Source organism: Kribbella sp. (genome assembly GCF_035687465.1).
Lineage (GTDB): Bacteria > Actinomycetota > Actinomycetes > Propionibacteriales > Kribbellaceae > Kribbella.
The window spans coordinates 20557-45665 of the sequence record NZ_DASRXP010000167.1; the positions used below are offsets into that span (position 1 = coordinate 20557).

At 67.0% G+C, this 25109-nt stretch carries 29 protein-coding genes; 12 read left to right on the forward strand and 17 right to left on the reverse strand.

Features of this window, described 5'->3' with window-relative positions:
- Positions 1 to 122: 122 nt before the first annotated feature.
- Complete coding sequence (locus tag VFG33_RS08520; protein ID WP_325024204.1) at positions 123 to 725, reverse strand: helix-turn-helix domain-containing protein; 603 nt, start codon at positions 723 to 725, stop codon at positions 123 to 125.
- A gap of 148 nt (positions 726 to 873) precedes the next feature.
- Positions 874 to 1764, reverse strand: a complete 891-nt coding sequence (locus VFG33_RS08525; protein WP_325024206.1) for a LysR family transcriptional regulator — start codon at positions 1762 to 1764, stop codon at positions 874 to 876.
- Positions 1765 to 1821: 57 nt separating this feature from the next.
- Here VFG33_RS08525 and VFG33_RS08530 point away from each other — a divergent pair, with 57 nt between their 5' ends.
- Positions 1822 to 2625 carry an NAD(P)-dependent oxidoreductase gene (locus VFG33_RS08530; RefSeq protein ID WP_325024208.1) on the forward strand — a complete coding sequence of 268 codons (804 nt, stop codon included), beginning with the start codon at positions 1822 to 1824 and terminating at the stop codon, positions 2623 to 2625.
- Positions 2626 to 2775: 150 nt separating this feature from the next.
- Positions 2776 to 3243 (forward strand): excalibur calcium-binding domain-containing protein, encoded by a 468-nt coding sequence (locus tag VFG33_RS08535; protein ID WP_325024210.1) that lies wholly within the window; start codon positions 2776 to 2778, stop codon positions 3241 to 3243.
- A gap of 54 nt (positions 3244 to 3297) precedes the next feature.
- Here the strand turns inward: VFG33_RS08535 and VFG33_RS08540 are convergent, their stop codons facing one another.
- The 3 genes from VFG33_RS08540 to VFG33_RS08550 all read right to left on the reverse strand — a co-directional run bounded on the left by VFG33_RS08540 (position 3298) and on the right by VFG33_RS08550 (position 5233).
- The gene (locus tag VFG33_RS08540; protein WP_325024212.1) at positions 3298 to 3861 is read right to left on the reverse strand and encodes an HdeD family acid-resistance protein; all 564 of its coding nucleotides are present in this window, start codon (positions 3859 to 3861) and stop codon (positions 3298 to 3300) included.
- 92 nt (positions 3862 to 3953) lie between these two features.
- Positions 3954 to 4283 carry a putative quinol monooxygenase gene (locus VFG33_RS08545; RefSeq protein ID WP_325024214.1) on the reverse strand — a complete coding sequence of 110 codons (330 nt, stop codon included), beginning with the start codon at positions 4281 to 4283 and terminating at the stop codon, positions 3954 to 3956.
- A 59-nt stretch (positions 4284 to 4342) separates the two neighbouring features.
- Positions 4343 to 5233 carry a MurR/RpiR family transcriptional regulator gene (locus VFG33_RS08550; protein ID WP_325024216.1) on the reverse strand — a complete coding sequence of 297 codons (891 nt, stop codon included), beginning with the start codon at positions 5231 to 5233 and terminating at the stop codon, positions 4343 to 4345.
- Between the two features lie 97 nt (positions 5234 to 5330).
- On the opposite strand from VFG33_RS08550, the gene VFG33_RS08555 reads away from it, so the two are divergent.
- The 7 genes from VFG33_RS08555 to VFG33_RS08585 are packed head-to-tail and all read left to right on the forward strand — an operon-like array spanning position 5331 to position 12317.
- Positions 5331 to 6437, forward strand: coding sequence for a C45 family autoproteolytic acyltransferase/hydrolase (locus VFG33_RS08555; RefSeq protein ID WP_325024218.1), 1107 nt, complete (start codon positions 5331 to 5333; stop codon positions 6435 to 6437).
- Positions 6438 to 6445: 8 nt separating this feature from the next.
- The gene (locus tag VFG33_RS08560) at positions 6446 to 8080 is read left to right on the forward strand and encodes an ABC transporter substrate-binding protein (protein WP_325024220.1); all 1635 of its coding nucleotides are present in this window, start codon (positions 6446 to 6448) and stop codon (positions 8078 to 8080) included.
- The gene (locus VFG33_RS08565) at positions 8080 to 9024 is read left to right on the forward strand and encodes an ABC transporter permease (RefSeq protein WP_325024222.1); all 945 of its coding nucleotides are present in this window, start codon (positions 8080 to 8082) and stop codon (positions 9022 to 9024) included. The genes VFG33_RS08560 and VFG33_RS08565 overlap by 1 nt, the downstream gene beginning before the upstream one ends.
- The gene (locus tag VFG33_RS08570; RefSeq protein ID WP_325024224.1) at positions 9021 to 9875 is read left to right on the forward strand and encodes an ABC transporter permease; all 855 of its coding nucleotides are present in this window, start codon (positions 9021 to 9023) and stop codon (positions 9873 to 9875) included. The genes VFG33_RS08565 and VFG33_RS08570 overlap by 4 nt, the downstream gene beginning before the upstream one ends.
- A 2-nt stretch (positions 9876 to 9877) precedes the next feature.
- A complete protein-coding gene (locus VFG33_RS08575; RefSeq protein WP_325024226.1) occupies positions 9878 to 10669 on the forward strand; it encodes an ABC transporter ATP-binding protein in 792 nt (263 codons plus the stop codon).
- Positions 10666 to 11505 carry an ABC transporter ATP-binding protein gene (locus VFG33_RS08580; RefSeq protein ID WP_325024228.1) on the forward strand — a complete coding sequence of 280 codons (840 nt, stop codon included), beginning with the start codon at positions 10666 to 10668 and terminating at the stop codon, positions 11503 to 11505. Before VFG33_RS08575 ends, VFG33_RS08580 begins: the two co-directional genes overlap by 4 nt.
- Positions 11502 to 12317, forward strand: coding sequence for an alpha/beta hydrolase family protein (locus VFG33_RS08585; RefSeq protein ID WP_325024230.1), 816 nt, complete (start codon positions 11502 to 11504; stop codon positions 12315 to 12317). Before VFG33_RS08580 ends, VFG33_RS08585 begins: the two co-directional genes overlap by 4 nt.
- Before the next feature lies 1 nt (position 12318).
- Here VFG33_RS08585 and VFG33_RS08590 read toward each other — a convergent pair whose 3' ends face one another.
- Positions 12319 to 12513 (reverse strand): hypothetical protein, encoded by a 195-nt coding sequence (locus VFG33_RS08590; RefSeq protein ID WP_325024232.1) that lies wholly within the window; start codon positions 12511 to 12513, stop codon positions 12319 to 12321.
- A gap of 109 nt (positions 12514 to 12622) precedes the next feature.
- On the opposite strand from VFG33_RS08590, the gene VFG33_RS08595 reads away from it, so the two are divergent.
- Positions 12623 to 13705, forward strand: a complete 1083-nt coding sequence (locus tag VFG33_RS08595; RefSeq protein WP_325024234.1) for a cytochrome P450 family protein — start codon at positions 12623 to 12625, stop codon at positions 13703 to 13705.
- A 189-nt stretch (positions 13706 to 13894) separates the two neighbouring features.
- Here VFG33_RS08595 and VFG33_RS08600 read toward each other — a convergent pair whose 3' ends face one another.
- A complete protein-coding gene (locus VFG33_RS08600) occupies positions 13895 to 14668 on the reverse strand; it encodes an ABC transporter permease (RefSeq protein ID WP_325024235.1) in 774 nt (257 codons plus the stop codon).
- Positions 14669 to 14676: 8 nt separating this feature from the next.
- Entirely contained in the window at positions 14677 to 15576 is a 900-nt protein-coding gene (locus tag VFG33_RS08605; protein WP_325024237.1) for an efflux ABC transporter ATPase subunit, DrrA-related, read from the reverse strand.
- A 95-nt stretch (positions 15577 to 15671) separates the two neighbouring features.
- Here VFG33_RS08605 and VFG33_RS08610 point away from each other — a divergent pair, with 95 nt between their 5' ends.
- Entirely contained in the window at positions 15672 to 16409 is a 738-nt protein-coding gene (locus VFG33_RS08610; RefSeq protein ID WP_325024239.1) for a TetR/AcrR family transcriptional regulator, read from the forward strand.
- On the opposite strand, the gene VFG33_RS08615 is transcribed toward VFG33_RS08610, so the two are convergent.
- The 9 genes from VFG33_RS08615 to VFG33_RS08655 all read right to left on the reverse strand — a co-directional run bounded on the left by VFG33_RS08615 (position 16397) and on the right by VFG33_RS08655 (position 23737).
- Positions 16397 to 17029, reverse strand: coding sequence for a nucleoside/nucleotide kinase family protein (locus VFG33_RS08615; protein ID WP_325024241.1), 633 nt, complete (start codon positions 17027 to 17029; stop codon positions 16397 to 16399). The two genes, VFG33_RS08610 and VFG33_RS08615, sit on opposite strands and share 13 nt — an antisense overlap.
- A 9-nt stretch (positions 17030 to 17038) precedes the next feature.
- A complete protein-coding gene (locus tag VFG33_RS08620; RefSeq protein ID WP_325024243.1) occupies positions 17039 to 17731 on the reverse strand; it encodes an urease accessory protein UreD in 693 nt (230 codons plus the stop codon).
- A 9-nt stretch (positions 17732 to 17740) separates the two neighbouring features.
- Entirely contained in the window at positions 17741 to 18457 is a 717-nt protein-coding gene (gene ureG / locus VFG33_RS08625) for an urease accessory protein UreG (protein WP_325024245.1), read from the reverse strand.
- Positions 18450 to 19211: an urease accessory protein UreF gene (locus VFG33_RS08630; protein ID WP_325024247.1), complete on the reverse strand. Its 762-nt coding sequence runs from the start codon at positions 19209 to 19211 to the stop codon at positions 18450 to 18452. The genes ureG and VFG33_RS08630 overlap by 8 nt, the downstream gene beginning before the upstream one ends.
- Positions 19211 to 20914, reverse strand: coding sequence for an urease subunit alpha (locus VFG33_RS08635; protein ID WP_325024249.1), 1704 nt, complete (start codon positions 20912 to 20914; stop codon positions 19211 to 19213). The genes VFG33_RS08630 and VFG33_RS08635 overlap by 1 nt, the downstream gene beginning before the upstream one ends.
- Positions 20907 to 21278, reverse strand: coding sequence for an urease subunit beta (gene ureB / locus VFG33_RS08640; protein ID WP_325024251.1), 372 nt, complete (start codon positions 21276 to 21278; stop codon positions 20907 to 20909). The genes VFG33_RS08635 and ureB overlap by 8 nt, the downstream gene beginning before the upstream one ends.
- An 11-nt stretch (positions 21279 to 21289) precedes the next feature.
- On the reverse strand, positions 21290 to 21592 hold the full coding sequence (locus VFG33_RS08645; protein WP_325024253.1) for an urease subunit gamma: 303 nt from the start codon (positions 21590 to 21592) through the stop codon (positions 21290 to 21292).
- Positions 21589 to 23253, reverse strand: a complete 1665-nt coding sequence (locus VFG33_RS08650; protein WP_325024255.1) for a purine-cytosine permease family protein — start codon at positions 23251 to 23253, stop codon at positions 21589 to 21591. Before VFG33_RS08650 ends, VFG33_RS08645 begins: the two co-directional genes overlap by 4 nt.
- Before the next feature lie 103 nt (positions 23254 to 23356).
- On the reverse strand, positions 23357 to 23737 hold the full coding sequence (locus tag VFG33_RS08655) for a MarR family winged helix-turn-helix transcriptional regulator (RefSeq protein ID WP_325024257.1): 381 nt from the start codon (positions 23735 to 23737) through the stop codon (positions 23357 to 23359).
- Positions 23738 to 23828: 91 nt separating this feature from the next.
- Between VFG33_RS08655 and VFG33_RS08660 the strand changes: the two genes are divergently transcribed.
- A complete protein-coding gene (locus VFG33_RS08660; RefSeq protein ID WP_325024259.1) occupies positions 23829 to 24896 on the forward strand; it encodes a substrate-binding domain-containing protein in 1068 nt (355 codons plus the stop codon).
- Positions 24897 to 25109 lie beyond the last annotated feature (213 nt).

Here is a 25109-nt window from a genome sequence, read left to right on the forward strand (position 1 = left end):
CCGCCTTCCGAGAATCTGTTGCCATGCGCAACCAGACTTGGCAAGGGCGCAGGTCTCAATCCTGAACAGGTGGCCAGAGGCGTTGGGCCAATGTCTGGCACCAGAGCAGCATGTCCGCGTGGTCAGGCGGTTTTGAGGTCGTGGGTGGAGATGTAGATGCCGCGTTTGGCCAGCCACTGGGGTGTGTGTGCGCGGGTCCAGTCGGCGCCTCGGCGGGCGTTGGGTTGTAGCCAGGTGCGCTCGAGGCGGGGGACGTTCGTCCATTCGGGCCGCAGGGGATGATCGTGTTGGTCGAATTCGTGCTCGACCAGCGCCGACAAGAGTGCGTCGTACCGCGGATCTGAGATTGAAGTACTACGAAGGAGCCAGGCGTTGACCGCGGGGTCGTGACGCTGGAGCATCTCGGCTAGCTGGTCGCGGGCCTGGATGACCAACTTGAAGGCCCACTCCTCGTCGTCCGCGCGCAGCGCCTCATTGACCTGTTTGCTGGTTCGGTCCGGAGTCATCCAGCCGTGACGTCTAGCGCTACTCAGCCCGGAAGCAGCGCGAAGGGCACGTTGATGGAGAGCGGCCGATGGCATCGTCCGCCCATTGAGGTAGGCGGACAGCCGCGGACGAGACGTGCCGAGCAGACGCGCGAAGGCTTCCTGCGTGAGGCCGGCCTCCCGCAGCGCCGCACGCAGATCATTCGCGATCTGCTCCCGCTCGTAACTGCTGATCTCCATAGAACAAGAAGGTATCAAATATGATACGCGCGCTCAATGGTTCGAGTCGCCGGCTGCGGCCGGATGTCAGGTGAGAACGAAGGTGGGGAGGATGAGGTTGGGGGCGGCTTCCAGGATCGAGTTCAGCCAGAGTTTGGGCTGGTCACAGTCACCGGTGGAGCAGGGTGAGGAAGGCCTGGGTCGCGGGGGAGGGGGTGAAGCCGCTGGCGGTGGCTGTGTAGATCTGGCGGGGTGGGATGTCGTCTGGATGGACTCGCGCCAGCTTGACGTCGCGGCGTACGGAATCGACTGCCAGGGAAGGGATCAGGGTGATCCCGATGCCGGCGGCAACGAATCCTTGTTTGGCGATCCAGTCGCGGGCGACGAAGCCGATCCGGGGTTCGAACCCGGTCCGCAGGCAGGAGCTGATCAGGGTGTCCTCGGGTCGGGAGCTGCCCGCGATCCACTCCTCGTCCTGCAGGTCGGCGAGCCGGATCTGGCGTCTGCCGGCGAACTTGTGGTCGCTGGGAAAGGCGACGTACATGAAGTCGTCGCGGAGCTTGCGCAGGTCGAAGCCGTCGATGTGTTGCGTGCCCGGATAGCTCACCACGGCTACGTCGGCGTCGCCTGCGCCGAGCATCTCCAGTAGTTCGGGAGTGAAGCCCTCCCGCAGTGTCACGGTGACCTCGGGGTGGCGTCGCTGGAAGGTTGCGATGGCCTGCGGGACCAGTTCGGCATCCGCTGTGGCGAAGGCCCCCACGCGTAGTCGGCCGGTGTTGAGGTCGCGGAGATCGGTGAGTTCGCGCCGAGCCTCATCCAGCCGATCGAGCACCGCCTGCGCATGGACGAGGAGACGTCGCCCGGGCTCGGTCAGGCGGACTCCCCGGGGCAGCCGATCGAAGAGCGGAGTACCGGCTTCTTCTTCCAGGGCGGAGATCTGCCGGGAGATCGCGGACTGGGTGTAGCCAAGGATCGGAGCCGCCGTCGTGAAGGAGCCGAGTCGGGCGACCTCGAGGAAGACCCGGAGGAGTGCAGTCGAGAACTCATGCTGAGCTGGCATGAGTGCCATGCTAGACATTCGCTTCTCACATCGCTCAGGCGTGCCTAGCGTTGAGGCATGGACAAGAACACGAAGATCGCCTTTCTGGGGCTGGGCTCGATGGGTGGACCGATGGCTCGTCGGGTGCTCGCGGCCGGCTACCCGCTGACTGTCTGGAACCGGTCGCCCGGGCGCACCGAGGAATTCGCCAAGCAGGGAGCGACGGTCGCGGAATCCCCCGCCGACGCTGTGCGGGATGCGGAGGTTGTGGTGACGATGCTGGCCGATCCCCCGGCGGTACGTGAGGTGGTCGGCGCGTTCGCCTCCGAACTGCGGACCGGGACCTTCCTGATCGAGGCGTCGACAATCGGTCCGGCCGCCGTAGCCGAGGTGGAGAAGGAGTTGCCGGCCGGAGTCGCGCTGATCGACGCGCCGGTGATGGGGAGTGTCGACAGAGCGGCGAGTGGTGAGTTGTCGTTGATGGTCGGCGGTGAAGCGGACCCGGTGATGCCGCTGCTGGAGTTGTTCGGCACGGTCAACAGGACGGGTGCGACCGGTACCGGCGCGGCCCTGAAACTCGTCCTGATCAACGCTGTCGTCAACGGCGTCACCGTGATCGCGGAGGCGATGGCACTCGCGGACGCACTGGGCCTGCCCGAGGATCAGGTGAAGCGCGCCATGGCGGCCTCACCACTGGCCGGGATCGCCGGCCGAGCATTTGCCGAGGGTGCGTATTTCCCGATTCGCCTTGCGGCCAAGGATGTCGCTCTCGCCGCGACTGCCGCTTCATTGCCGATAGCAACCACCGTGCACCAGCGCCTCACGGCCCACCCCGAGGCCGCCGACGAGGATCTCAGCCAGATCGTCAAGTGGTCGCGCTAGGTAACGAAAGTGAGAAGCTTTCCGCGTTCTGCGCGGTGAACCATCGCAGAGGGTGACTGATCGGTGGTAGGGATGGGGTCGCTCGGGCCGGGAGGGTCCGAGCGACAGCTATCCCGCCTCGGGGGGCCGAGGGCGGGTTTGGGGGGAATCATGGGTCTCTATCGTGCTGCGCTCGTCGCGGGCGGTGGACTGGTCGCGCTCGTGCTGGTCGGCGGATGCGCGGCAACAACGGATACTGGCGAAGCGTCCTCACAGACGACCGTCACGAGCAAGGGGGCGAGCAGCGCTCCGCCGGTCAAGGCCACGGTGAAACCGACCGCGGTCGCATCGAAGCCGGCTGGGCTCTTGTCGGTGCCACCGACCAAGAAGCCGACGACCAAGAAGCCGACGACCAAGCCGTCGACCGCCAAGCCGACGACGAAGAAGCCGACCACGAAGCCGTCGGTCAAGAAGCCGACCACGAAGCCAAAGCCGAAGCCGAAGCCGACCGTTTCTGAGGTCTACTACGCGAACTGCACCGCAGTGAAAGCAGCCGGAGCGGATCCGATTTATCGAGGTCAGCCGGGCTACTCGAGCAAGCTCGACCGGGACGGCGACGGCGTCGCCTGCGAGAACTGAGGGAGCGCCTCACCTGCTGCGGAACAGTCAGCCGCAGCAGGAGAGGCGCCCGCGTTAAGGGGTGACTGTTTTGGCTTGGTCTGATGCTGAGGCTTCGCGGCGGAGGGAGAGGCCCATGACGACGAAGGCGGCGCCCCAGACGAGGGCCGTGACGCCGAGCCAGACGGCTATTCCGACCGCGCCGGCGCCGGGATTGGCGGCGAAGAGGATGCCGAGCAGGATCGACAGGGCGGCGCTGAGCAGGAGCAGCCAGCGGGGTGTCCGCAGGTGGCTGCTGAAAGCGCCGAACGCCTCGAACACGCCGCGGACGATGAGCCAGATGCCCAGGATCCAGGTCAGTGTCACCGCCGTCACCGCGGGGCTGAAGATCGCGAAGAAGGCCGCGACCAGGGCGATCACGCCGAAGAACACCAGCCAGAGCCTGCTGCCCTTCGCCTCCGGCTGGAACGCGTGGGCGAGCGAGCCGATGCCGTCCATCAGCGCCCAGAACCCCCACAGCAGCGCCAGCGCGATCGCGGTGGAGATCGGCCAGACGATCGCCAGGATCCCGAACACGATGGCGATCACGCCACGAACCACCAGCATCTTCCAGCTGGTTCTGAGCCAGTCCCGTTCCATCTGAAGGACCTCCAAGGTCTCGACGCACACCGCTGTGCGGCTCCGGAACCCATAGTTCTCGCAATCCGGGCCCAGAGCAACGACCTGGGGGTTCAGCTCTTGGGAACCGCCAGTTCGCCGAGCTCGGACCAGTCGTCCTGCGGCACCTTGAAGTTGACGATGCGAGGAGTCTCGGCCAGATGCGGCGGCAGGGTCTGCTGCGCCTGCTTGAAGTGGGCCGAGTTCACGTGGGCGCCGGCGGCGTCGTCATCGCGGAAGGCCTCGACCAGGACGTACTCGTTGGTGTCATCCAGCGAGCGGGACCAGTCGAACCAAAGGCAGCCTGGCTCGTCGCGGGTGGCCTTGGTGAAGTCCTCCGAGATGCGGGGCCAGTCCGAGGCGTGCTCGGGCAGGACGCGGAACTTCGCGGTGATGAAGATCATGATCAGCTCCCTTGAGACGTAGGTCGCCCCTGATGCTATCCGTGGGGATGACGCGGGCGTCAGAAGCCGAGCTGCTGGCGGATGGTTTCCAGGGTGTGAGACGACTCCAGGGTGAGCTCGGTGTCGGCGGCTGCGACCGCCTGCGCCAGAGCGTCCGTGACCACGATCGCGGTGAGGACCTCGGCGGTCATGCCGGTCACGGTGTTGGGGACGTGCATGGCGACGGTGACATCGCCGGCCAGGCGCTCGGTGACGAGCTGTTCGCTGAGCAGAATGGAACGGGCGCCGACCGCGCGGGCGCGTTCGATCACCACCTCGGCATCGATGATGAGGCGGCCGGGCGCGATCACGATGACGACGTCGCCCCGCTCGACCGCGAGCAGGTCGTCGGCAAGCCGGAAGCCGGCGGTCTGGATGCACCGGGCTCTGCGGCCGAGCCTGCGGAGCTTCAGCGTGAGGTGTTCCGCCGCCACGTAGTTTGCGCCGAACCCGTACGTCGTGATCTCCCGGGCCTCGAGTAGCAGCTGTACGGCCTCGGCGTACGCATCCATCGGGAAGCTCTCGTTCAGGAACTCGATCCGTTCGAGGGCCTCGGTGATCACCCGGTCCCAGACGTGCTTGGGGTCGCCGCCGGTCGACTCGATCCGGCTGCGCAGGCGTTCCTCGCGCTCGGAGCTGGCGAACGGTGCTGCGACGTTGTCCTTCAGCTCGGCCAGTCCCTTGTAACCGAGGGCCTGCAGGGTGCGGATGACCGTCGCATTGCTGGTCTTGCTCTCCACCCCGAGATCCTGGGCGGACAGGTAGAGCAGCCGCTCGGGGGAGATCTCGGACAGCGACCGGCAGACCGACCGGGCGGCGGGAGTGAACTCGTCCCAGTGGTCGCGAATCCGCGCGCGCAGCTCGGCGATCGCGGGATTCTTTGCCGTAATGGCTGTTACATCATGTGCCATCTGTGTATCATCCGATCCCATCGAGTCTGTAATGAATCGTTCAGCAGTGAGTCATTCTGTAATCCCATGGTAAATCCCTGGAGGAGCTTCGGTGCTGATGAGGATCATCGAGGTTTCCAGTCCGTCCGCCTATGATCGCGGTCGGCAGTACGGTCGCGCAGCCGCCGACCTGATCGCCGAAGCGGTCGCGTACTACCAGCAGGCGTTCGAGCTCCAGACCGGACGGAGCTGGGCGGAGATCCTCGCCCTCTCCGAGCCGTGGGAACGCCTGATCAGCGCGCAGTTCCCGGAGCTGTTCGAGGAGATCACCGGGATCGCCGTCGCGGCCGGCGTACCGGTCCGCGAGATCGTCGTGCTCAACTGCCGCGGCGAGATCGTCTACGACGCCGCGTCGTTGCGGGCCGAGGCGGAACCTCCGGACGGGTGCACCTCGTTCTCGCTCTCCGGGGCGGCGGCCGGCGACGGACACGTGTACACCGGGCAGAACTGGGACTGGCGGCACGCGGTCCGCGACACTGTCGTCATCCTCAGGATCGTTCAACCGCCCAAGCCGACGGTGATCCTGCAGGTCGAGGCTGGTCAGATCGGCCGTCACGGCGCGAACTCGAACGGGTTCGCCCTGAACGCGAACGGACTCGGCGGCCGCTTCGAGGACACCCTCGGTGTACCGCAGACCGTCATCCGCCGGCTGGTGCTCGACTCCGCCACCATCTCCGACGCTCTCAGGGTCCTCGTCAAGACTCGCGCGCACATCGCGAGCAACGCCTTGCTGACCGACCGATCCGGCTTCAGCATCGACCTCGAGACCACTCCCGGCGCACACGGCTGGGAGTACCCGACCGACGGACTGCTTGTCCATGGCAACCACTACCAGGCGTTCGTGCCGCCCCAGCTGGCCGCGAACCACCGCCCGATGTCACCCGACTCCCTGCTCCGGGTGCCCCGGGCCCGCCACGGCCTGCTGAAAGCGGCCGAAGCGACCGAACCGGCCGACGTCAGAGCAGCGATCCACGGCGCGATGTCGGACCATCTGGGCCGGCCCGACTCACTCTGCGCCCATCCCGACGACCGGCTCGGCGGGCTGAGCCAATGGTCGACGTTGCTGTCCAGCTGCGTCGACCTCAGCACCGGCGAGTACCACGTCGCCGCGGGCATGCCCTGCGAGCACCCGTACGAGCTCGTCCCCTTCAACCTTTACCAGTAGGAGTTCCCATGACCGCCTCTCCGAAGAGGTTCACAGCCGGTACTGCGCTCTGCGCGGCCGGCGCACTCGTCATCGCCGGCTGTGGTGACACCGGCAACTCGGCCGGCTCGCCCGCGCTGGACCAGGTGAAGCTGGTCGACAGCACCCCGGCGGCAGCGGGTCAACTGGACCAGGCCACCTGGTTCATGACCAAGGAACCGCGCTCGCTCGACCTGGACGCGGACGCGGCGAACGGTCAGAGCGACCTGATCATGGCGAACGTCTGCGAGCGGCTGCTACAGCTCCAGCCGGACCTGAGCCTGAAGCCCGGCCTGGCCGAGAAGTACGCCTGGAAGGACAAGACGAGCCTGGTCTTCACCATCCGGCAGGGCGTGAAGTTCCACGACGGTACGCCGATGACGGCGGATGACGTGCTCTGGAGCCTCCAGCGGCACTCGGCCGACGGTGCCTCCGAGTCCGACGAGTACGTCAACGTGACCGGCATCGAGAAGACCGGCCCGAACGAGGTCACCGTGAGGTTCAAGCAGCCTGACGCGGTGTTCCTGGAGGCGATCGCCGGTGACGCCGGCGTCGTGCTCAGCCGCAAGGGCGTCGAGGCGCAGGGCAAGAAGTTCGGTACTCCGGACGGCACCGACGCGTGTACCGGTCCGCTGATGCTGAAGCAATGGCAGTCCGGGACGCAGATCGTGCTCGCCAAGGCGCCGGGCTACTGGAACCAGGACAAGGCGTCCAAGACCGACCAGATCACCTTCAAGTGGGGCAGTGACGACGTCATCGTCAACTCGCTCGTCACCGGGGCGGCGACCGGTTCCTACCTGGAGAACCTGTCCTCGGCCACGCAACTGGCGAGCGGCTCGGTCACGACGGTGAGTCAGGGACCCGACACCCGGGTCTGGAGCTTGATGGTGACCGAGCGCGGCGGCCTGAAGGATGTCCGCCTCCGCAAGGCGCTCGCGATGGCCATCGACCGCGAAGGTGTCTCCAAGGCGGCCCTGGCCGGCCTCGGCCAGCCGTGGAAGGAGCCGGTCGGCTCGGGCGCATGGGGCTACGAGAAGGCGAAGTTCCAGGCCGCGTACGACGCGATGACCGGGCTGCCGGCCAAACCCCAGCAGGCTGACCTCGATGCTGCCAAGAAGCTGGTCCAGGAGGTCGGCGAGACCCAGCCGATCGTGGTCGCGAGTGACGGCAGCCCGGTCCGCAACGTGATCGCGAACGCTCTGGTGGACGCTGCCCAGAAGATCGGGCTGAAGGCAACGATCACCCAGATCCCGACCCAGCAGTACGACATCAGCGATGAGGCCACCCGACTCACGGCCGACCTGTTCAGCGACGACTACTTCATCTCCAAGAACGACCCGGTCGGCTTCTACAAGAACGGCGCGAGCAACTCGACGGTCCAGTGGCTGCTCAACGACCCGGCGTACGACACGCTGGTGGACCAGGCCCGCGCGGCGCTCGACGACGGGGAGCGGGCCGCCGTCGCGATCGACCTGGCCAAGCGCTGGGCAGACGCGATGCCGTGGATCCCGGTGGTGCAGAGCCCGAGCACGGTGGCGCTGTCCACCAAGGTGACCGGCGTACCGGCCTCTGGCAGTTACCGCTACTACCCGTGGGCCGCTGACCTCGGCACCAAGGGCGCGTAGTGATCGCGCTGCGGCGCCTGGGTGCCATGGTGGCGACCCTGGTGATCAGCTCGTTCGTGATCTTCGGCGGGATGTACGCCGCGCCGGGTGATCCCGTCAGCTTCCTGATCGGCAACCCGGAGAACATGACGCCCGAACGGATCGCAGCGGTCCGCGCGGAGTACCACCTGGACCTGTCGTTCATCAGCCAGTACCTGATCTGGGCGAAGGATCTGCTGCAGGGTGATTTTGGTTCCTCGATGGTGTACCAGCAGCCGGTCACGGACCTGCTCGGCACCCGGCTGCCGGTGACTCTTTCGCTGGTGACCTATGCGGCCGTGCTGTTCATCGTGATCGGAGTGTTCCTCGGCGTGCTGTCCGCGCTGCGCCGGGGAACCGCGGTGGACGCCCTGATCACCGGCGTGACCACCTTCGCGACCTCGATCCCGAACTTCGTCGTCGCGGTCGTGCTGATCTCGGTCTTCGCGGTGAAGCTGCGCTGGTTCGCCGTGTCCGGACCAGGCGAGGGCTTCTTCGGCCGGATCCACCACCTGACCCTGCCGGCGATCGCGTTGGCGCTGGGCGCGATCGCGGTGGTGAGCCGGGTGACCCGGCAGACGATGGTCGAGCAGCAGACACTCGATCATGTGGAGGCGGCCCGCAGCTACGGCCTCAGTTCCCGCAAGACCGTGCTACGGCACGTACTGCGGAATTCGCTCGGACCTGTGATCACGATGTGCGGGCTGATCCTGGCCGGCATGCTCGCCGGTACCGTCGTGGTCGAGAGCGTGTTCGGCCTGAACGGGATCGGCAGTCTGCTGGTCGAGGCGATCAACACCCACGACTTCCCGGTGGTGCAGGCGATCCTGCTCTACATGGTGATCGCCTACATGGTCGTCACGATCCTCGTCGACCTGATCTATCCGTTGCTCGATGCAAGGGTTCTGGCCGGGAGTGAGTCATGACCGTCGATCTGACCACCCCGGTCCTCACCGCGACCTCGATCCGCCGGCGCCACGAGTGGCCGTTCTACCTGAGCGCCGGAGTGCTCGCGCTGGCGGTGATCGCCGCGGTGTTCGCGCCGTTGATCTCGCCGTACTCGCCCTCGGAGACCGACTTCAGCGCGATCTGGCAGCCGGCCGGCGGAGCCCACTGGCTGGGCACCGACCAACTCGGCCGGGACCTGTTGTCCAGGATCATCTACGGTGCCAGGCCGAGTCTGCTCGGAGCGATCGCTCTGCTGGCGATAGCGACAGTGCTCGGAGTGGCGATCGGCATCACGGCGGCCTGGCACCGGGGCTGGGTGGATACCGCGCTGAGCCGCGTCACCGATGTCATGTTCGCCTTTCCCGGCTTGCTTTTCGTGGTGCTCGTGATCGCCGTCTTCGACCGCGGCCAGCTGACCTCGGTGCTCGGTATGGCGCTGGCCTACGCGCCGGCCATCGCCAAGTTCACCCGGTCGATCGCCTTGGAGGAGATCACCCGGCCGTACGTCGATGCCTACCGGCTGCAGGGTGTCGGCGGGCTCGTGCTGTGCGTCCGCTACCTGCTTCCGAACCTCCTGCCCACGCTCGTCGGATACCTGGTCGTGCTCTTCGGTGAAGGGCTGATGAGCCTCGCTTCGCTCAACTTCCTCGGCTTCGGGTCGCAACCGCCCAGCTCCGAGTGGGGCCTGATGGTGGAGGAAGGCCGGACCGGGGTGATCCAGGGGATCGTCGGCCCGGCACTGGTCCCAGGTCTCACCATCGCGCTCGTGGTCGTCGCTACGAATGTGCTCGGCGTCCGCCTGTCCGACAAGCTTGCGGTGAGGAGATGACCATGCTGCTCGAGATCGAGAATCTAGTCGTCTCGCTGCGGGACACGCAGATCCTGCGGGGCATCTCCCTCCAGGTCGGCACCGGCGAAACCGTGGGCCTGGTCGGCGAATCAGGCTCGGGCAAGTCGACCACGGCCCGCGCCGCCCTCCGGCTCTTCCCCGACCACGCGCAGACCGATGGCCGCGTGTCCGTCGCCGGCGTGGACATGCTGTCCGCGGTACCCGCCGAGGTCCGACGGGTCCGTGCCGGTGAAGCGGCGATGATCTTCCAGGCTCCCCGTACTGCGCTCAATCCGGTCCGGCGGATCGGTGACTCCGCCACCGAACGGCTCGTCCACGTGCACGGCGTGAAACGGGCAGCAGCCCGGACGAAGATCGCCGGCTTGTTCGAGGAGGTCGGCCTGCGTGATCCCGAGCGGCTGCTGAAGCTCTACCCACACCAACTGTCGGGCGGCATGCTCCAGCGCGTGGTGATCGCGGCAGCGCTGAGTATCGACCCGAGCCTGCTCCTCGCGGACGAGGCCACCAGCGCGCTGGACGTGACCACCCAGGCGGAGGTGCTGGCGTTGCTCCGGCGGTTGCGGGCCGGGCGGGATCTCGGTGTCCTCTTCATCACCCACGACCTGCACCTCGCCGCGGCGTACTGCGATCGCGTGTACGTGATGAAGGACGGGCAGATCGTCGACCATCAACCCGGCGCCACGATCTTCGAGGACCCGGGTAACGAGTACACCAGGGCGCTGGCGGACGCAGTACCGAAGCTGCCCGAGCGTGAGATGGAGGTGCGGGGATGACCGTCCTCCAGGTCGGAAAACTGTGCAAGACCTACCCGGGGCGGCGCGGCGCGGAGCCGGTGGTCGCCGCGAACAAGATCAGCTTCGAGGTCGAGGCAGGCGGATCGCTCGGCATCGTCGGCGAGTCGGGCTCGGGCAAGACCACCGTGGCCCGGATGCTGGTCGGACTCGTGCGCCCCGACGAAGGCACTGTCACGATCGACGGTCAGGAGCTTCTCCAGGACTGGCGCGGCCGGGCGGCACGTCTGCGGCGGGCCCGGAGTATCCAGATGGTGTTCCAGGATCCGTACACCTCGCTGGACCGCCGGCTGACTGTCGAGGGCTGCCTCAGGGACGTGCTGCGCCGCCATCGCGCCGGGCTGACGAAGACCCGGTGCAAAGAGGAGATCGCCGACCTGCTCGACCAGGTCGGGCTGGCGAGCCGCCTCGCGACCTCGCGGCCGCACGAGCTCAGTGGTGGCCAACGGCAACGAGTCGCGATCGCGAAAGCGCTGGCTGTGCGGCCGAAGGTCCTCGTGCTGGACGAGGCCGTGTCCGCGTTGGACGTCTCGGTCCAGGCCAGGATCCTTGCCCTGCTGAACGAGATCAGGGCCGGGCTGGGCATCGGCCTGGTGTTCGTCAGCCACGACCTCGCCGTCGTCGGCGAGGTGACGGACCGGATCCTGGTGATGTACCAGGGGATCGCCGTCGAGCAGAACTTCACCGCCGGGCTGCTCCGGCGGCCCGAGCATCCTTACACCCAGATGTTGCTCTCCTCCGCGCCTGGACCCGGCTGGCAGCCGGAACGGGTCGCCGAGCTGCGAGCCGCATTCGCACTCACCGAAGGACGCAGATGACAGACACCTCCATCTTCTACCGGCGTGGGTCGATCCCGATCTTCGCCTCTCAGGTCGATCCCCGGCTGCACTACCTCCTGTACGTTCCCCAGCAGTTGGAGGACGGGGTGAAGGCGCCGCTGGTGGTGGTCCAGCACGGCACCGCACGAACCGCGGCCAAGTACCGCGACCAGCTGAAGCCGTTCGCGGAGAAGTACGGCGCGGTGGTGCTGACACCGATCTTCCCAGCCGGGTTGATCGACCCGACCGACCTGCACAACTACAAGTTCATCGAGTACCAGGGAATCCGGTTCGACCACATGCTGCTCTCGATCGTGGACGAGGTGGCCGAGCGGTTCCCGGTGGAGTCCGAACAGTTCTACCTGCACGGGTTCTCCGGTGGCGGCCAGTTCACCCACCGGTTCCTCTACCTGCACCCCGACCGGCTGGCCGGGGCCTCGATCGGAGCGCCCGGCCGCATCACCCAGCTGGACGACAGCCTGCCGTGGTGGCTCGGAACGAAGGGGTTCGAGCAGAAATTCGGTCAGCGGATCGACTTCGACGCGCTGCGCCGGGTGCCGATCCAGCTGGTGGTCGGGACCGAGGACGTCGAGACCTGGGAGATCATGAATCGCGGCGAGTCCAACTGGATGGACGGTGCCGAGCTGACCGGCAGCACCCGGATCGAACGGCTGCGCACCCTGGAAGGCAATTTCCGTTCGCACGGCCTGGACCTGACCTTCGACCTGGTCGAAGGAGTCGCCCACTCCGGCAGTTCGGTGCTGCCGGCGGTCGAGCGCTGGATCGGCTCATTGATCGACACCAGCGACTAGCTCAGGCGGCCTGGCGGGTGCGGTTGCGCTCGGCCCAGACGGCGCGGCGGAGCTTGGCCTTGTCCGGGTAGCCGGCCGCACGGCCGATCACGTAGACGTCGTGGCTGCGCATGTTGACCATGGCGGCGACGAACCAGACCGGGTTCCCCTCGGCCAGCATGGTGACGATCATCTGGTTGGCGGTGGTGTCGAACATCCTGACCCTCTCCTCAAGTCCGTAGTTCCTGCTCTTACTGGTACGTCGGACCAGAGGACGCGAAATAGACATCCCCGGGAGAACTTTTTCGTGAGTACCGTTTGACCCGATGATCACGCCCAGAGATCCGTACGCCGACTACGCCGGGCTCCGCGAGGCCGGCCCGGTTCACCGCATCGAAGGTCCCGACGGCAGCCCGGCCTGGCTGGTCACCCGGTACGACGATGTCCGCCAGGCGCTCGCCGATCCCCGGCTGAGCCTGGACCGGAGCAACGCTCTCCCCGGCAACTACCGGGGGATGTCACTGCCGCCCGCGCTCGACGCGAACCTGCTCAACATGGACCCACCGGACCACACCCGCGTCCGCAAACTGGTCACCCAGGCGTTCACCCCCGGCCGGGCGGACCTGGTCGCGGAGTATGCGGCGCCCTTGCCGATCACCGTGATCTGCGACCTGCTCGGCGTACCGGCACAGACGCGGACGGACTTCCGGCAGTGGACGGACACGCTCCTGGCTCCGCCTGACGCGGACGCAGCGCGGCAGGCGATCGGGGCGATGCTGCGGTTCTTCGCCGGGCTGATCGCGAGCAAGCGTGCCGAGCCTGCCGACGACCTGCTGAGCGCCATGATCGCGGCGCGGGACGAGGGGGACCGGCTCAGCGATGACGAACTCACCTCGCTGGTCTTCCTGATCCTGTTCGCGGGCTACGAGAACGTGGTCCACCTGATCGGCAACGCGACGCTGGCCCTGCTCGACGACCCGGACCAGTGGGCGCGACTGCAGGCCGACCGCTCGCTCCTCCCCGCGGCCGTCGAGGAACTCGCCCGGTACGACGCTCCGGCGTCGCTCGCGATCAGGCGGTTCCCGGTGGAGGACGTGTCCATCGGCGGGTTCGTCGTACCGGCGGGGGAGACGGTATTACTCGGGATCGCCTCGGCGAATCGGGACTCGACGCGATTCCCCGAGGCGGACCGGCTCGACTTCGATCGGGTGGTCGGCGGTCACCTGGCGCTGGGGCATGGCATTCACTATTGCCTCGGTGCGCCGCTGGCCCGGCTGGAGATGGAGATCGCGCTGGAGGCGATGCTGGATCGACTGCCCGGGCTGGCGCTCGGCGTACCTAGGACAGAGGTCGAGTGGCGGCCCTCGATCCGGACCCGCGGGCTGGTTGCCCTGCCTGTCGTTTTCTGACCGTTGGGCGCAATTTCCGACCGTTCAGCGGACAGATGTTTCGAGAATCGCCGGTACCGTTGTTTCCTGACCCCGCGATCGGGATAAGTTCGAAATCCCCCCACGTGCGGCGGTCCCACTCCCCCCGGGACTCGCACGGGCGAGTGCCCCGATCCAAGGTCGGGGCATTTCGTTTGTCGTGGCCTACTTCTAGCGGCTCATGCGCCGCCGATACAACACAGTGGCCGCGGTGATGGACACGGCGAGCAGCCCGGTGCACCAAACGAGTGCGATCCACCCGCTGTCGCCCAGCGGCGTACCGGTCAGGAGACTGCGGACGGTCTCGATCACCGGCGTGATCGGCTGGTGCTCGCTGATCGGGCGGAGGAAGGCCGGCATCGTCTCGGGCTGCACGAACGCGCTACTCAGGTAGGGCAGGAACAGCATGAAGAAGCTCAGCGCGCTCGCCGACTCGACCGACTTCGCGATCACGCCGAGCGCCGCGGCCAGCCAGGACAGCGCCAGCACGTAGAGCAGCAGCAGGCCGATCGCGGCCACCCACTCGCCCGGGCTCGCGTTGGGCTCGAATCCCATCGCCAGCGAGGCGAGGATGACGATCGCGGTGGAGATCGCATTGCGCGCCACGCTGGCGGTGACGTGCCCGGTCAGTACTGCGAAACTGCGGATCGGCAGTGAGCGCAACCGGTCGATCATGCCGCTGTTCATGTCGTCGGCGACCGCCATCGCCGTGTTCGAGGCGCCGTACCCGGTGGTCAGCAGCAGGATGCCGGGGACGACATAGGTGATGTACTGCGTGCCCGTCTCGATCGCGCCACCGAAGACGTAGACGAACAGCGACATCATCAGTAGCGGCAGCAGGATCGACACGAACAAGGTGTCGACGTTGCGGCGGGTCAGCCGGACGCTGCGGTCGATCAAGGTCGCCACATCACTCACCGCGGCTCCCAATCCATCGTGATGCATCAGGACTCCTAAGCGGTCAGAGTGAGGAAGACGTCGTCGAGCGTGGGCCGGTGCGACGCCACCCGGTCGGGCTGCGGACCGCGCGCCCGAAGGTCATCCAGTACTGCGTGCAGGTGCGCTGCGGATCCGTCGGAGGGGAGGTTCAGCACCAGCCCGTCCGCCAGACCGCCGACCAGTCCCGCTGCCTTGAGGGCGTCGGCCGGATCGGCGAAGTACAGCTCGATCCGTTCACCGCCGATCTGTGTCTTCAGGGCGTCGGCCGTCCCGGAGGCGGTGATCCGGCCTTGGTCGAGCAGCACGATCCGATCCGCCAGGCGGTCCGCCTCCTCGAGGTACTGGGTGGTGAGCAGGATCGTCGTCCCGTCGCGGACCAGTTCGCCGATCGCCTCCCACATGGTCAGCCGGCTGGCCGGGTCGAGTCCGGTGGTCGGCTCGTCCAGGAAGATCACCCGCGGCCGCGCGATCAGGCTCATCGCGAGATCGAGACGCCGGCTCATGCCGCCGGAGTACGTCTTGACCCGGCGGTTCATCGCGCCGGTGAGCCCGAACTGCTCGAGCAGGTCGTCGGCCCGCTGTCGCGCGGTGGAGCGGCCGAGGTGCATCAGCCGGCCGATCATCACGAGGTTCTCCCGGCCGGTCTGGTTGTCGTCGACCGCCGCGGACTGGCCGGTCAGGCTGATCACGCCGCGGACCTTCGACGGCTCGCGGACCACGTCGTACCCGGCGATCGTCGCGTGGCCCGCGTCCGGCCGGGTCAGCGTGGTCAGGATGCGCACGATGGTGGTCTTGCCGGCGCCGTTCGGCCCGAGCAGGGCGAGCACGGACCCCTCGTCGACGCGCAGGTCGACGCCTTCCAGTACCACGGTCGGGCCGAACGACTTCCGCAGGCCGACTGCTTCCACGATCATGGGATTCCCCCTACTGCGTATTGGGTACGCTAAATAGCGTAGCAGCTACGCAGTAAGCTTGACCAGAGCCAAGTCTCTAGAGTGAGGCGGTGGAGATGAGCGAGTTGCCGGCCGAAGTGGCGCTGATGTGGGGGTTGCGTGACACCACCCGCCGTGGCCCGAAGGCGACGCTGACGCTCGCCGACATCACCCGCGCCGCGATCGAGCTCGCCGACGCTGAGGACCTTGCCGCTGTGTCGATGGCCCGGGTGGCGGAGCGGCTGGGCAACTCCACGATGGCGCTCTACCGGCATGTGAAGAGCAAGGACGAGTTGCTCGTGCTGATGTCGGACGCCGCGCTGGAACGCCCGAGCCCGCTCCCCGAGGGGGTGGACTGGCGGACCGGTCTGATCTTCTGGGCGGATGGCGTGATGGCCGCGGTCCGGGGACACCGCTGGTACGCGAAGCTCCCGATCTCGGGTCCGCCCGCCGGCCCGAACAACCTCGCGTGGTTCGACTCCGCGCTGGGTGCGCTCAAGGACACCGGACTGAGCGAGGAGGGCAAGGTCGGCGTCGTGATGGGCCTGATGACGTACGTCCAGGGCCAGATGCGGCTCTCCCTCGATCTCGCCGCCGGCGCCGCCGACAACCCCGAGGCCTTCAGCCGGTACGGCGCGACGCTGGCCCAGGTGGTCGACCCACGGGAACTGCCCGCCCTCGCCAAGGTGATCGAGGCCGGGGTCTTCGCCGAGCCGACGGTGTTCGAGGAGACGAACGACGAGGACTTCGACTTCGGGCTGCAGCTCTATCTGGACGGTGTGGCCGGGTTCATCGAGCGTTTTCAGGACAAGTAGAGAACGGCGTCCGCGGCCGGGGCTGTTGCCTCGATCAACTGTGCATTGCGCTCATCACTGCCGAAGGTGCGCTCGTGTGCTTCCTCGACCGATCGGCCGTGTAGCCGGTGCCGGGCGTCCAGCCTGGCATGCCGGACGTCATCGTCGAGCTCGATGTACCAGCACTCGTCGAGCAGGGTACGAACTGTTGCCCAAGGCCCCTGGTCGAGGAGCAAGTAGTTGCCCTCGGTGACTACCAGTGTCACCTCGGCCGGAACGGGAATGCTTGCCGCGATCGAGTCCTCCAGCTCCCGGTCGAACTTCGGTGCCCAGACTGTCTCCGCGCCGTCCTCGCGAAGACGCTTGAGCAGGGCAACGAATCCGGCGGCGTCGAACGTGTGCGGTGCTCCCTTGACGTCCGCGAGCCCGAGTTGTTCCAGGGCAGCCTGAGCCAGGTGGTAGCCGTCCATCGGAATCAGCGCGACTTGGTGCCCTTGTCCGATGAGCTCGGCTGTGAGCGCCTCGACGTACGTCGACTTGCCCGCGCCGGGGGCGCCGGTGATGCCGAGGATGGAGCGTCGCCCGCGGGTGGAGAGCTCGACGGCACGACTGAAAGCGGCAGTGGCGTCGAGGCGGATCATCCCCAGATCTTAGAGCTTGACCCACACGTCGGCGAGGTCGCTCTCATGCTGCGCGGCGACCAGCCGGCGCGCGATCGAGCCGACGCCTTCCAGTTGCAGCGTGTGCGGAGATTCCGGCAACCGGAAACCAAGCGTAGTCACACTGTCGAGGCAACCCGCCTCGCCAAGAACAGCCCAACCGCGACGGCTGCCAGGAGACAGATCCAGCTCCTCCGCAAGCAGAAGCGCCCGGCCGTCGGCCGGCTCCGCGGAGAACACCTTGGAGGTTGTCTGCAGGATGCCGCCTTCCTCGCCGTGACGGCCGAGAACCAGCGACTCGCGGAGTGCGGCCGTGCAGTTCGCTTCCATCGAGATCGACAGGGTCCGGACGACATCGGCGCCCCCGGCGACGATGAAGGGCTCGCCGTGCCAGGTCAGGGCGGCTCCGTCGGTCAGTTCGACGGCGACGTCCCAGCGGGCTGATCCGCCGCGCATCGCGTAGGCGACGGTTCCGGCCGTCTCGACGATCTCGAGCCGGACCTCGCCACGAACCACGACCTCGATTCGCACGTGGTCGCCGGCCAGCAGCAGCGCACCCGCTGCCACCAGCGCGATCCGTACGACGCCCGCCGGCGCAGGCAGCCGTCTGGGTGACAGATCACCGGTGGTGAGGAGACATCGGTCCCGGACGGGATCGGCGACCACCTCGATGCGGGTCAACATGCCCAGTGCCTAATGTGTGTGAGCGTGGGTGTGCGTGATCAGCACGCCGTCGTCGCCGACATGCGAGTGCGGCGCCATCGGCCCGGGATCCACCGGCGTGTGCAGACCGCTGCGAACCACAGCCGTCATCTCCAGCACCCACTTCTTCAGTTGAGCGACCGACGCAGGATCGGTGCGCGACAACGCCAGTACAGGCTTGCCTCCCCGAGCCGCCTCCGCATCGCTGACCATCTGCTCGACGTCGACCCCGACGTACTGCGCGAGGTCGGTCTTGTTCACCACCAACAGATCGGCCCGGGCGATCCCGGGACCACCCTTGCGCGCGACATCACCGCCTCCGGCGACGTCGAGTACGAAGATCTGTGCGTCGACCAGCGCGGGGGAGAAGGTCGCGGTGAGGTTGTCCCCGCCTGACTCGACCAGTACGACATCCAGCGGCGCGAAGTCCTTCTCCAGGTCCTCGACCGCGATCAGGTTCGGCGTCACGTCGTCCCGGATCGCCGTGTGCGGGCAGGCCCCGGTCTCGACCGCCCGGATCCGTTCGGGGTCGAGTACTCCGGCGGATCGCAGCAACCGGGCGTCCTCGTCGGTGTAGATGTCGTTGGTGATCACGCCGAGCTCGAGTTCGTCGGCGAGTTCGCGACAGACCATCGCGATCAACGAACTCTTGCCGGTGCCGACCGGACCGGCGACTCCGAGGCGGAACGAGCGGGTGGTCTCAGGCATGGAACAACCTCATTCTCTCGATAGCGTGCGCCTGGGCGAAGACGTCCACAAGCGGAGCGCCGTACGCCGGGATGTCGGCCGGGCTGGTCAGTCCAGCGACGGAGGCGGCGAGTTCCTCGATGTCGGGGTGCAACGCGGCCAGCCAACAGGCGGCGTCGGCAGGATCGACCGGCAGAAGCTTGAGCGAAGCCGCGACCACAGCCTGGGCATCGTCGTAACCGATCAAACGAGCAGTCTGCACAGCCGACAACCCGGTCACCGCACCGACGACCCCAACAACAACCGGCCGGGCAATCTCGCGGTCGGCCGGTAGGTGGTCAAGCACAGCAGGCCAAACCCTGGCAGCAAGCCTCAGATACGCACGTCCCTGCCGCCGCGACGCCGCCCGAAGCGCCTGGCTAGGCGTCCGCGCCGCCCACGCAGCCTCAGCCCGCATCACACCGCCGCCTTCCCAACTCCCGTTCATTCGCCCCCTTTTGTCCTCTGCGACCAGCCCATCGACCTCCGGTGTCCCAGGCGTCGCGAGGTCGGGGGCCGTCAGAGCGAGGTGGCGGGCGACGACGGCGACGGCAGCTTCCACCCGCGCGACTGTGCGCAGGCGGTCGCGGGCGTAGGTCTCGACATCCGGCAAGCGGTTGCCGTCGGCACCTAATCCGGCCCGGACTGCCGGCTCCAGGCCAGCCGACTGGGTGTGACCGCCGGTGGGCAGGCGGGCGTCGGCCAGCATCAGCGCGACCAGCTCAGGCGACCCCATCAGAACATCGCGTAAAGCTGGGCCAGTGGGAGTTTGCTGGCGGGTGCGGGCTCGACCAGTTCCCCGTCGACCGTGATCGCGAACGTCTCCGGATCGATCTCGATGCTCGGCAGCGCGTCGTTGTTCTTCATCTGCGCCTTCCCCACCTCGCGCGTCGGCCGCACCCCCTCCAGCTGACGCCGCAACCCCAACCGATCGGCCAGTCCGTCCTCGAGCGCGGCAGGGGAGACGAACGAGACCGAGAGATCGGCCCCGATCGCATCACCGAACGCCGGCCGCATCAACACCGGCTGCGGAGTGGGGATCGACGCGTTCGGATCACCCAGCGCGGCCCACGCGATCGTGCCGCCCTTGATCACCAGCAGCGGCCGGACGCCGAAGTACGCCGGATCCCACAGCACCAGATCGGCCAGCTTCCCCGCCTCCACCGAACCCACCAGGTGATCGATGCCGTGCGCAACAGCCGGGTTGATCGTGTACTTCGCGACGTACCGCCGGACGCGTTCGTTGTCCGCCGGCAAACTGGCTCCGAGTGAGCCGAAGCGTGCCTTCATCACATGCGCGACCTGCCAGGTCCGGGTGATCACCTCACCGATCCTGCCCATCGCCTGCGCGTCGGACGAGGTGATCGACAACGCACCCAGGTCGTGCAGGATGTCCTCGGCGGCGATCGTGGTGGCGCGGATCCGGGACTCGGCGAACGCTAGATCCTCGGGAACGTCCGGGCTCAGGTGATGGCAGACCATCAGCATGTCGAGATGCTCGGCGACCGTGTTCACCGTGTGCGGCAGGGTCGGGTTGGTCGAGCCGGGGATGACGTGCGGATGGGCCGCGATCGAGAGGATGTCCGGTGCATGCCCGCCTCCGGCACCCTCGACGTGGAAGGCGTGGATCGACCGGCCCGCGATCGCGTCGAGCGTCGATTCGACGAAGCCGGCCTCGTTCAGGCTGTCCGCGTGCAGGGCGACCTGGAGACCCCAGTCGTCAGCAGCCTTGAGTGCGGCGTCGATCGCAGCCGGGGTTGAACCCCAGTCCTCGTGGACCTTGAAGCCGGCCGCACCCGCGAGCGCCTGCTCGGCGAGACCCTCGGCGCTGACCGTGTTGCCCTTGCCGAGCAGCAGCACGTTGAGCGGGAACCTGTCGAGACTCCGATGCATCTGCTGGAGGTGCCAGGCTCCGGGCGTCACGGTCGTGGCCTTGGACCCTTCGCTCGGTCCGGTACCGCCGCCGACGATCGTGGTGGTCCCGGTCGCTACTGCTTCGTGCAGCTGGGACGGCGAGAGCAGGTGCACGTGAGAGTCGATCGCGCCCGCGGTCAGGATGCGTCCCTCGCCGGCGATGATGTCGGTCGACGGCCCGATCCGCAGCTCCGGGTGCACTCCGTCCGCGATATCGGGATTCCCGGCCTTGCCGAGGGCAACGATCCTGCCGTCCCGGATCCCGACATCGGCCCGCACGATGCCCCACCAGTCGAGCACGAGCACATTCGTGATCACGGTGTCGGGCGCCCCCTCGGCCCGGGTCGTCGTCCCCTGCCCCATCGACTCCCGGATCGACTTGCCCCCGCCGAACACCACCTCCTCACCCCCGACGGTGAAGTCCTCCTCAACCTCAACCCACAAGTCGGTATCAGCCAACCGCACCTGATCCCCGACCGTCGCCCCATACAACGCCGCGTAGGCAGCCCGCGAAATCTCAACCACGCAGATCACCCCCATCCACTTTGATCTGCAACCCCGGCACCCGTCGTCGCCCTCGAAGCGCGACGGCCGCAACCTCACGGGATGCCCCAGGCTCGAAGCGTTGCGAAGTACCAGCCGGGATATCGAGCCGGAATCCAGCCGCCGCCGCACGATCGAACTCAAGCGCCGCATTCGCATCAGGCAAATGCAGATGCGACCCGATCTGCACCGGCCGATCACCGGTATTGACGATCACCAGCGTCAGCCGCTCGTCGTCCGCCCGATCCCCGTTGAGCACGATCGACCCAGGCGCCACCCGCACCGCCCCGGGTCTGCTGTTCCCCGCCCCCTGTCCTTCCTTGCTAAGTCTATCGGCGCTCGTCATGGTTCTCCTGCTCAAATGATGGGGTTGTGGATAGTGACGAGTTTTCGGCCGTCGGGGAAGGTTGCTTCGACCTGGACGTCGGCCAGGAGTTCCGCCACGCCTTCCATCACGTCGGCGCGGCTCAGGACCGTGCGTCCCGCTTCCATCAGGTCAGAGACGAGTGCACCCTCACGAGCCCGCTCGATCACCCAGGTACTGAGCAGGGCGACCGCCTCGGGATGGTTCAGCCGTACGCCGCGCGCCAGCCGGTCGCGGGCGACCATGCCGGCCACGGAGAGCAGCAGCTTCTCGACGTCGGCGGGACTGAAGTTCATACCTGCGCCGGCAACACGTGATCAGCAACCTTGTCGGTGCTCAGGCAGAGCGAGCACACATACGCGTCGTGGGTTTCACACGCAGCCATGTCGGGCCTTTCGTACTCGTGATGACAAACATGACAAGTCAGTACTGCGCCCGACGGGTTCCCGTGCTCGTCGTACATCGGCAGGTCGATCCCGTCATCGGTACGCCGAAGGTAGTACTTGCCCTTCGTCGCGATCGCCAGGACCGGCGGCAGCACCAGCGCCAGCCCGATCGCCACCAGCGGCGAGTACGGCTTGATGGTGTCGCCCAGGCCGCCGAAGAAGACCAGGATCGAAACCCCGGCAGCGACGGCCATCGAGACGAACCCGACCGGGTTGATCGGGTACAGCATGCCCCGCCGGAACTCGGGCTGCAGCGGCGACAGCTTCAGCAGGTACTTGTTGAAGACGATGTCGGAGGCAACGACCACGATCCACGCCATCCCGCAGTTCGCGTAGAACCCGAGGATCGTGTTGAGGAAGTCGAACATGTTCGCCTCCATCAGCACCAGCGCGATCACCAGGTTGAAGCCGAGGAACACCAGCCGGCCGGGGTAGTGCCTGGTCAGCCGGGTGTAGGAGTTCGTCCACGCCAGCGACCCGGAGTACGCGTTGGTGACATTGATCTTGATCTGGCTGATCACCACGAGTATGACCGCCAGTGCCATCGCGAGCCAGCCGGGGAGGAAGCCGCGGTAGATCTCCAGGAACTGGTGCACCGGCTCGTTCGCGACGGTCGCGCCGTCGGCCACGTTCGCGATGATGTACACGGCGAGGAACAGCCCGATCGCCTGCTTGAGCGCGCCGAAGATCACCCAGCCCGGTCCGGCCAGCAGCACCGACGTCCACCAGCGCCGTGAGTTCTCCGGTGTCTTCGGCGGCATGAACCGCAGGTAGTCGATCTGTTCGGCGATCTGCGCGATCAGCGACAGACAGACCCCAGCCGCCAGCAGCATCGAGCCGACATCGGTCCCACCCATACCGTTCTCGCCCTGATAGTCGAAGAACGACGACACCGACTCGGGGTGCGAGACGACCAGATAGACGAACGGCAACACCATCAGGATCAGCCACAGCGGCGTCGTCCAGACCTGCAGTGTGGACAGCACCTTCATCCCGTAGATCACCAGCGGGAAGATCACCAGCGTGGACACGGCGTACCCGAGCCAGAGGGGAATGTTGAGCCCCAGTTCGAGTCCCTGGGCCATGATGGAGCCTTCCAGGGCGAAGAAGATGAACGTGAACGACGCGAAGATCACGTTCGTCACCACCGACCCGTAGTACCCGAAGCCGCTGCCGCGGGTGATCAGGTCGAGGTCGATGTTGTACCGCGCGGCGTAGTACGCGAGCGGCAGCCCGGTCGCGAAGATCACAACGGCGAAGATCCCGATGCCCCAGAGCGCGTTCGTGGTGCCGTAGGAGATGCCGATGTTCGCGCCGATGGCGAAGTCGGCCAGGTACGCGATGCCGCCGAGGGCGGAGACCCCGACCACGCCGGTGGACCACCGCCGGTAGCTGCGGGGCGCGAAGCGCAGCGTGTAGTCCTCGAGCGTCTCGCGCGTCGCGGCAGTGGGTTCGGTGGCGGGTGCTGGCGGTTGTGCGGTACGGGAATCGATCGAGGGCTCAACTGTCATCGCGAACTCCTGCGGCACCTTCAGGCGGAATGGCGCACCAGCGACGATGCACCCGATTGGAAGGAACCTAGGAACCGCGTGTTTCCTGCGTGTTGCGCAACCGCTACGTTCGTGTATTTCCAGATGGAAGTAACTGCGGCAAGTCGATTCCGGCTTCGATCCGGCGCTCTTCGGTGCGTACCCGGTCGGCCACGGTGGTACCGACGGGGGAGAGGGCGGTGACGATCCGGCGCTTGTCGGTGGCGTGGATCCGGCGGATCACCAGACCGCGCTCGACCAGTTTGTCGACGTGCCTGGTCAGACTCGCGGCCGGCAGTACTGCGGTGCCGGCCAACGTGGACATCGGCTGCCCGGGCTCATCCAGCAGCGCGGACATCACCCGCCACTGCTCAACGGTCAGGTCGAACTCGGTCAGCAGCGGGAGCAGTTGCCGCTCGATCTCGTACTCGGCTTGCTTGAGCAGCAGGAGCAGGCTGGCCGTCATCGTCCCTCCCGTTAGCTCACGTCGTCTCAGCTTGCGGCGAATATAGCCCAGCGCTCGAAGAATCGCTGCCTGTTGGTTGACACTGGTCCTCGTGCAGCGTTCCGAGGTGGTGTCGATCGCCTTCGTCGTGCCCCTGCAAGGGCCGACCGGGATCTACGGCCCCTCCTGCCTGGCCTGCGGGCAGCTCGCGGTCGAGCAACTCAATGCGCGCAACGGGATCGCGGGCCGCCAGGTCGAGCTCGTCCAAGTGGATGCCGGCCGGTCGCCGGAGGTGGTCGCGGAGGAGGTCGGGCGACTGGTCGACAGCGGTCGCGTGGACGCGGTCGCCGGCTGGCACATCTCCGCGGTCCGGGTCGCCCTGACTCGGCGGATCGGTGGCCGGGTGGTCTACGCCTTCGCCGCGATGCACGAGGGAAGCGATGACACTCCGGGCGTCTTCATGCTCGGCGAGCGCCCGGTGAACCAGTTGCTCCCGGCAACACATTGGCTTCGGGAACAGCACGGCGTACGGCGCTGGGCCGTGGTCGGCAACGACTACGTCTATCCGCGCGTCACCGGGTCGGTCGCGACCGAGGCGCTGCTGGGATCCGGCTCCGAGATCGTCCGCGCCGACTACGTTCCGCTCGGTACGTCGAACTTCCGCGGCGTGCTCACCTCGATCGCCCGCAGCGGGGTCGACGGCGTGATCATGTTGTTGATGGGCCAGGATGCCGTGCATTTCAACCGGCAGTTCGCCCGCGCGGGGTTGAGCGAGAAGCTGCTCCGGCTGAGCCCGGCCATCGAGGAGAACACGTTGCTGGCCGCCGGTGCGGGTTCGAACGACGGCATCTACGCGGCAGCGGCGTACTTCGACGGCCTGGCGACGGCCGAGAGTGGTGAGTTCGCCCTCGCGTACTACGGCCGCTTCGGCGTCTGGGCGCCTGCGCTCAACGCCGTGGGGGAGTCCTGCTACGAGGCGATCCATTTCCTCGCCCGGCTGGGACAGCTGAGTGGCTCCGTCGACATCTCCGCGATCACGTCGATGCCGACGGGCCACTTCTACGACAGTCCGCGCGGCCTCCTCCGGCTGGACGGCAACCTGGTGAACCAAGACGTCTACCTGGCCGCGGCGGACGGCCTCGAGTTCCGCATCCAGGACCAGATCGCCCACACTGGTTAGTCAGATAGCCGTCCGTCCGGATGAGGATCTCGTCCCCGTTCGTCGCGTGGTAGAACTCGAACGCCTCCGGGGATGCGTACGTGTCACCTGTGGGATCCGCCCGTACTACGTCAACGGCGCACGGGTGATTCGCCAGGGTGCTCGGGGCGAGTCGCAGCAGGGTCTCATGTGGTCCGCGGAAGAGGTCGAACAGCCTCAGCTTGTTGCCCTGGG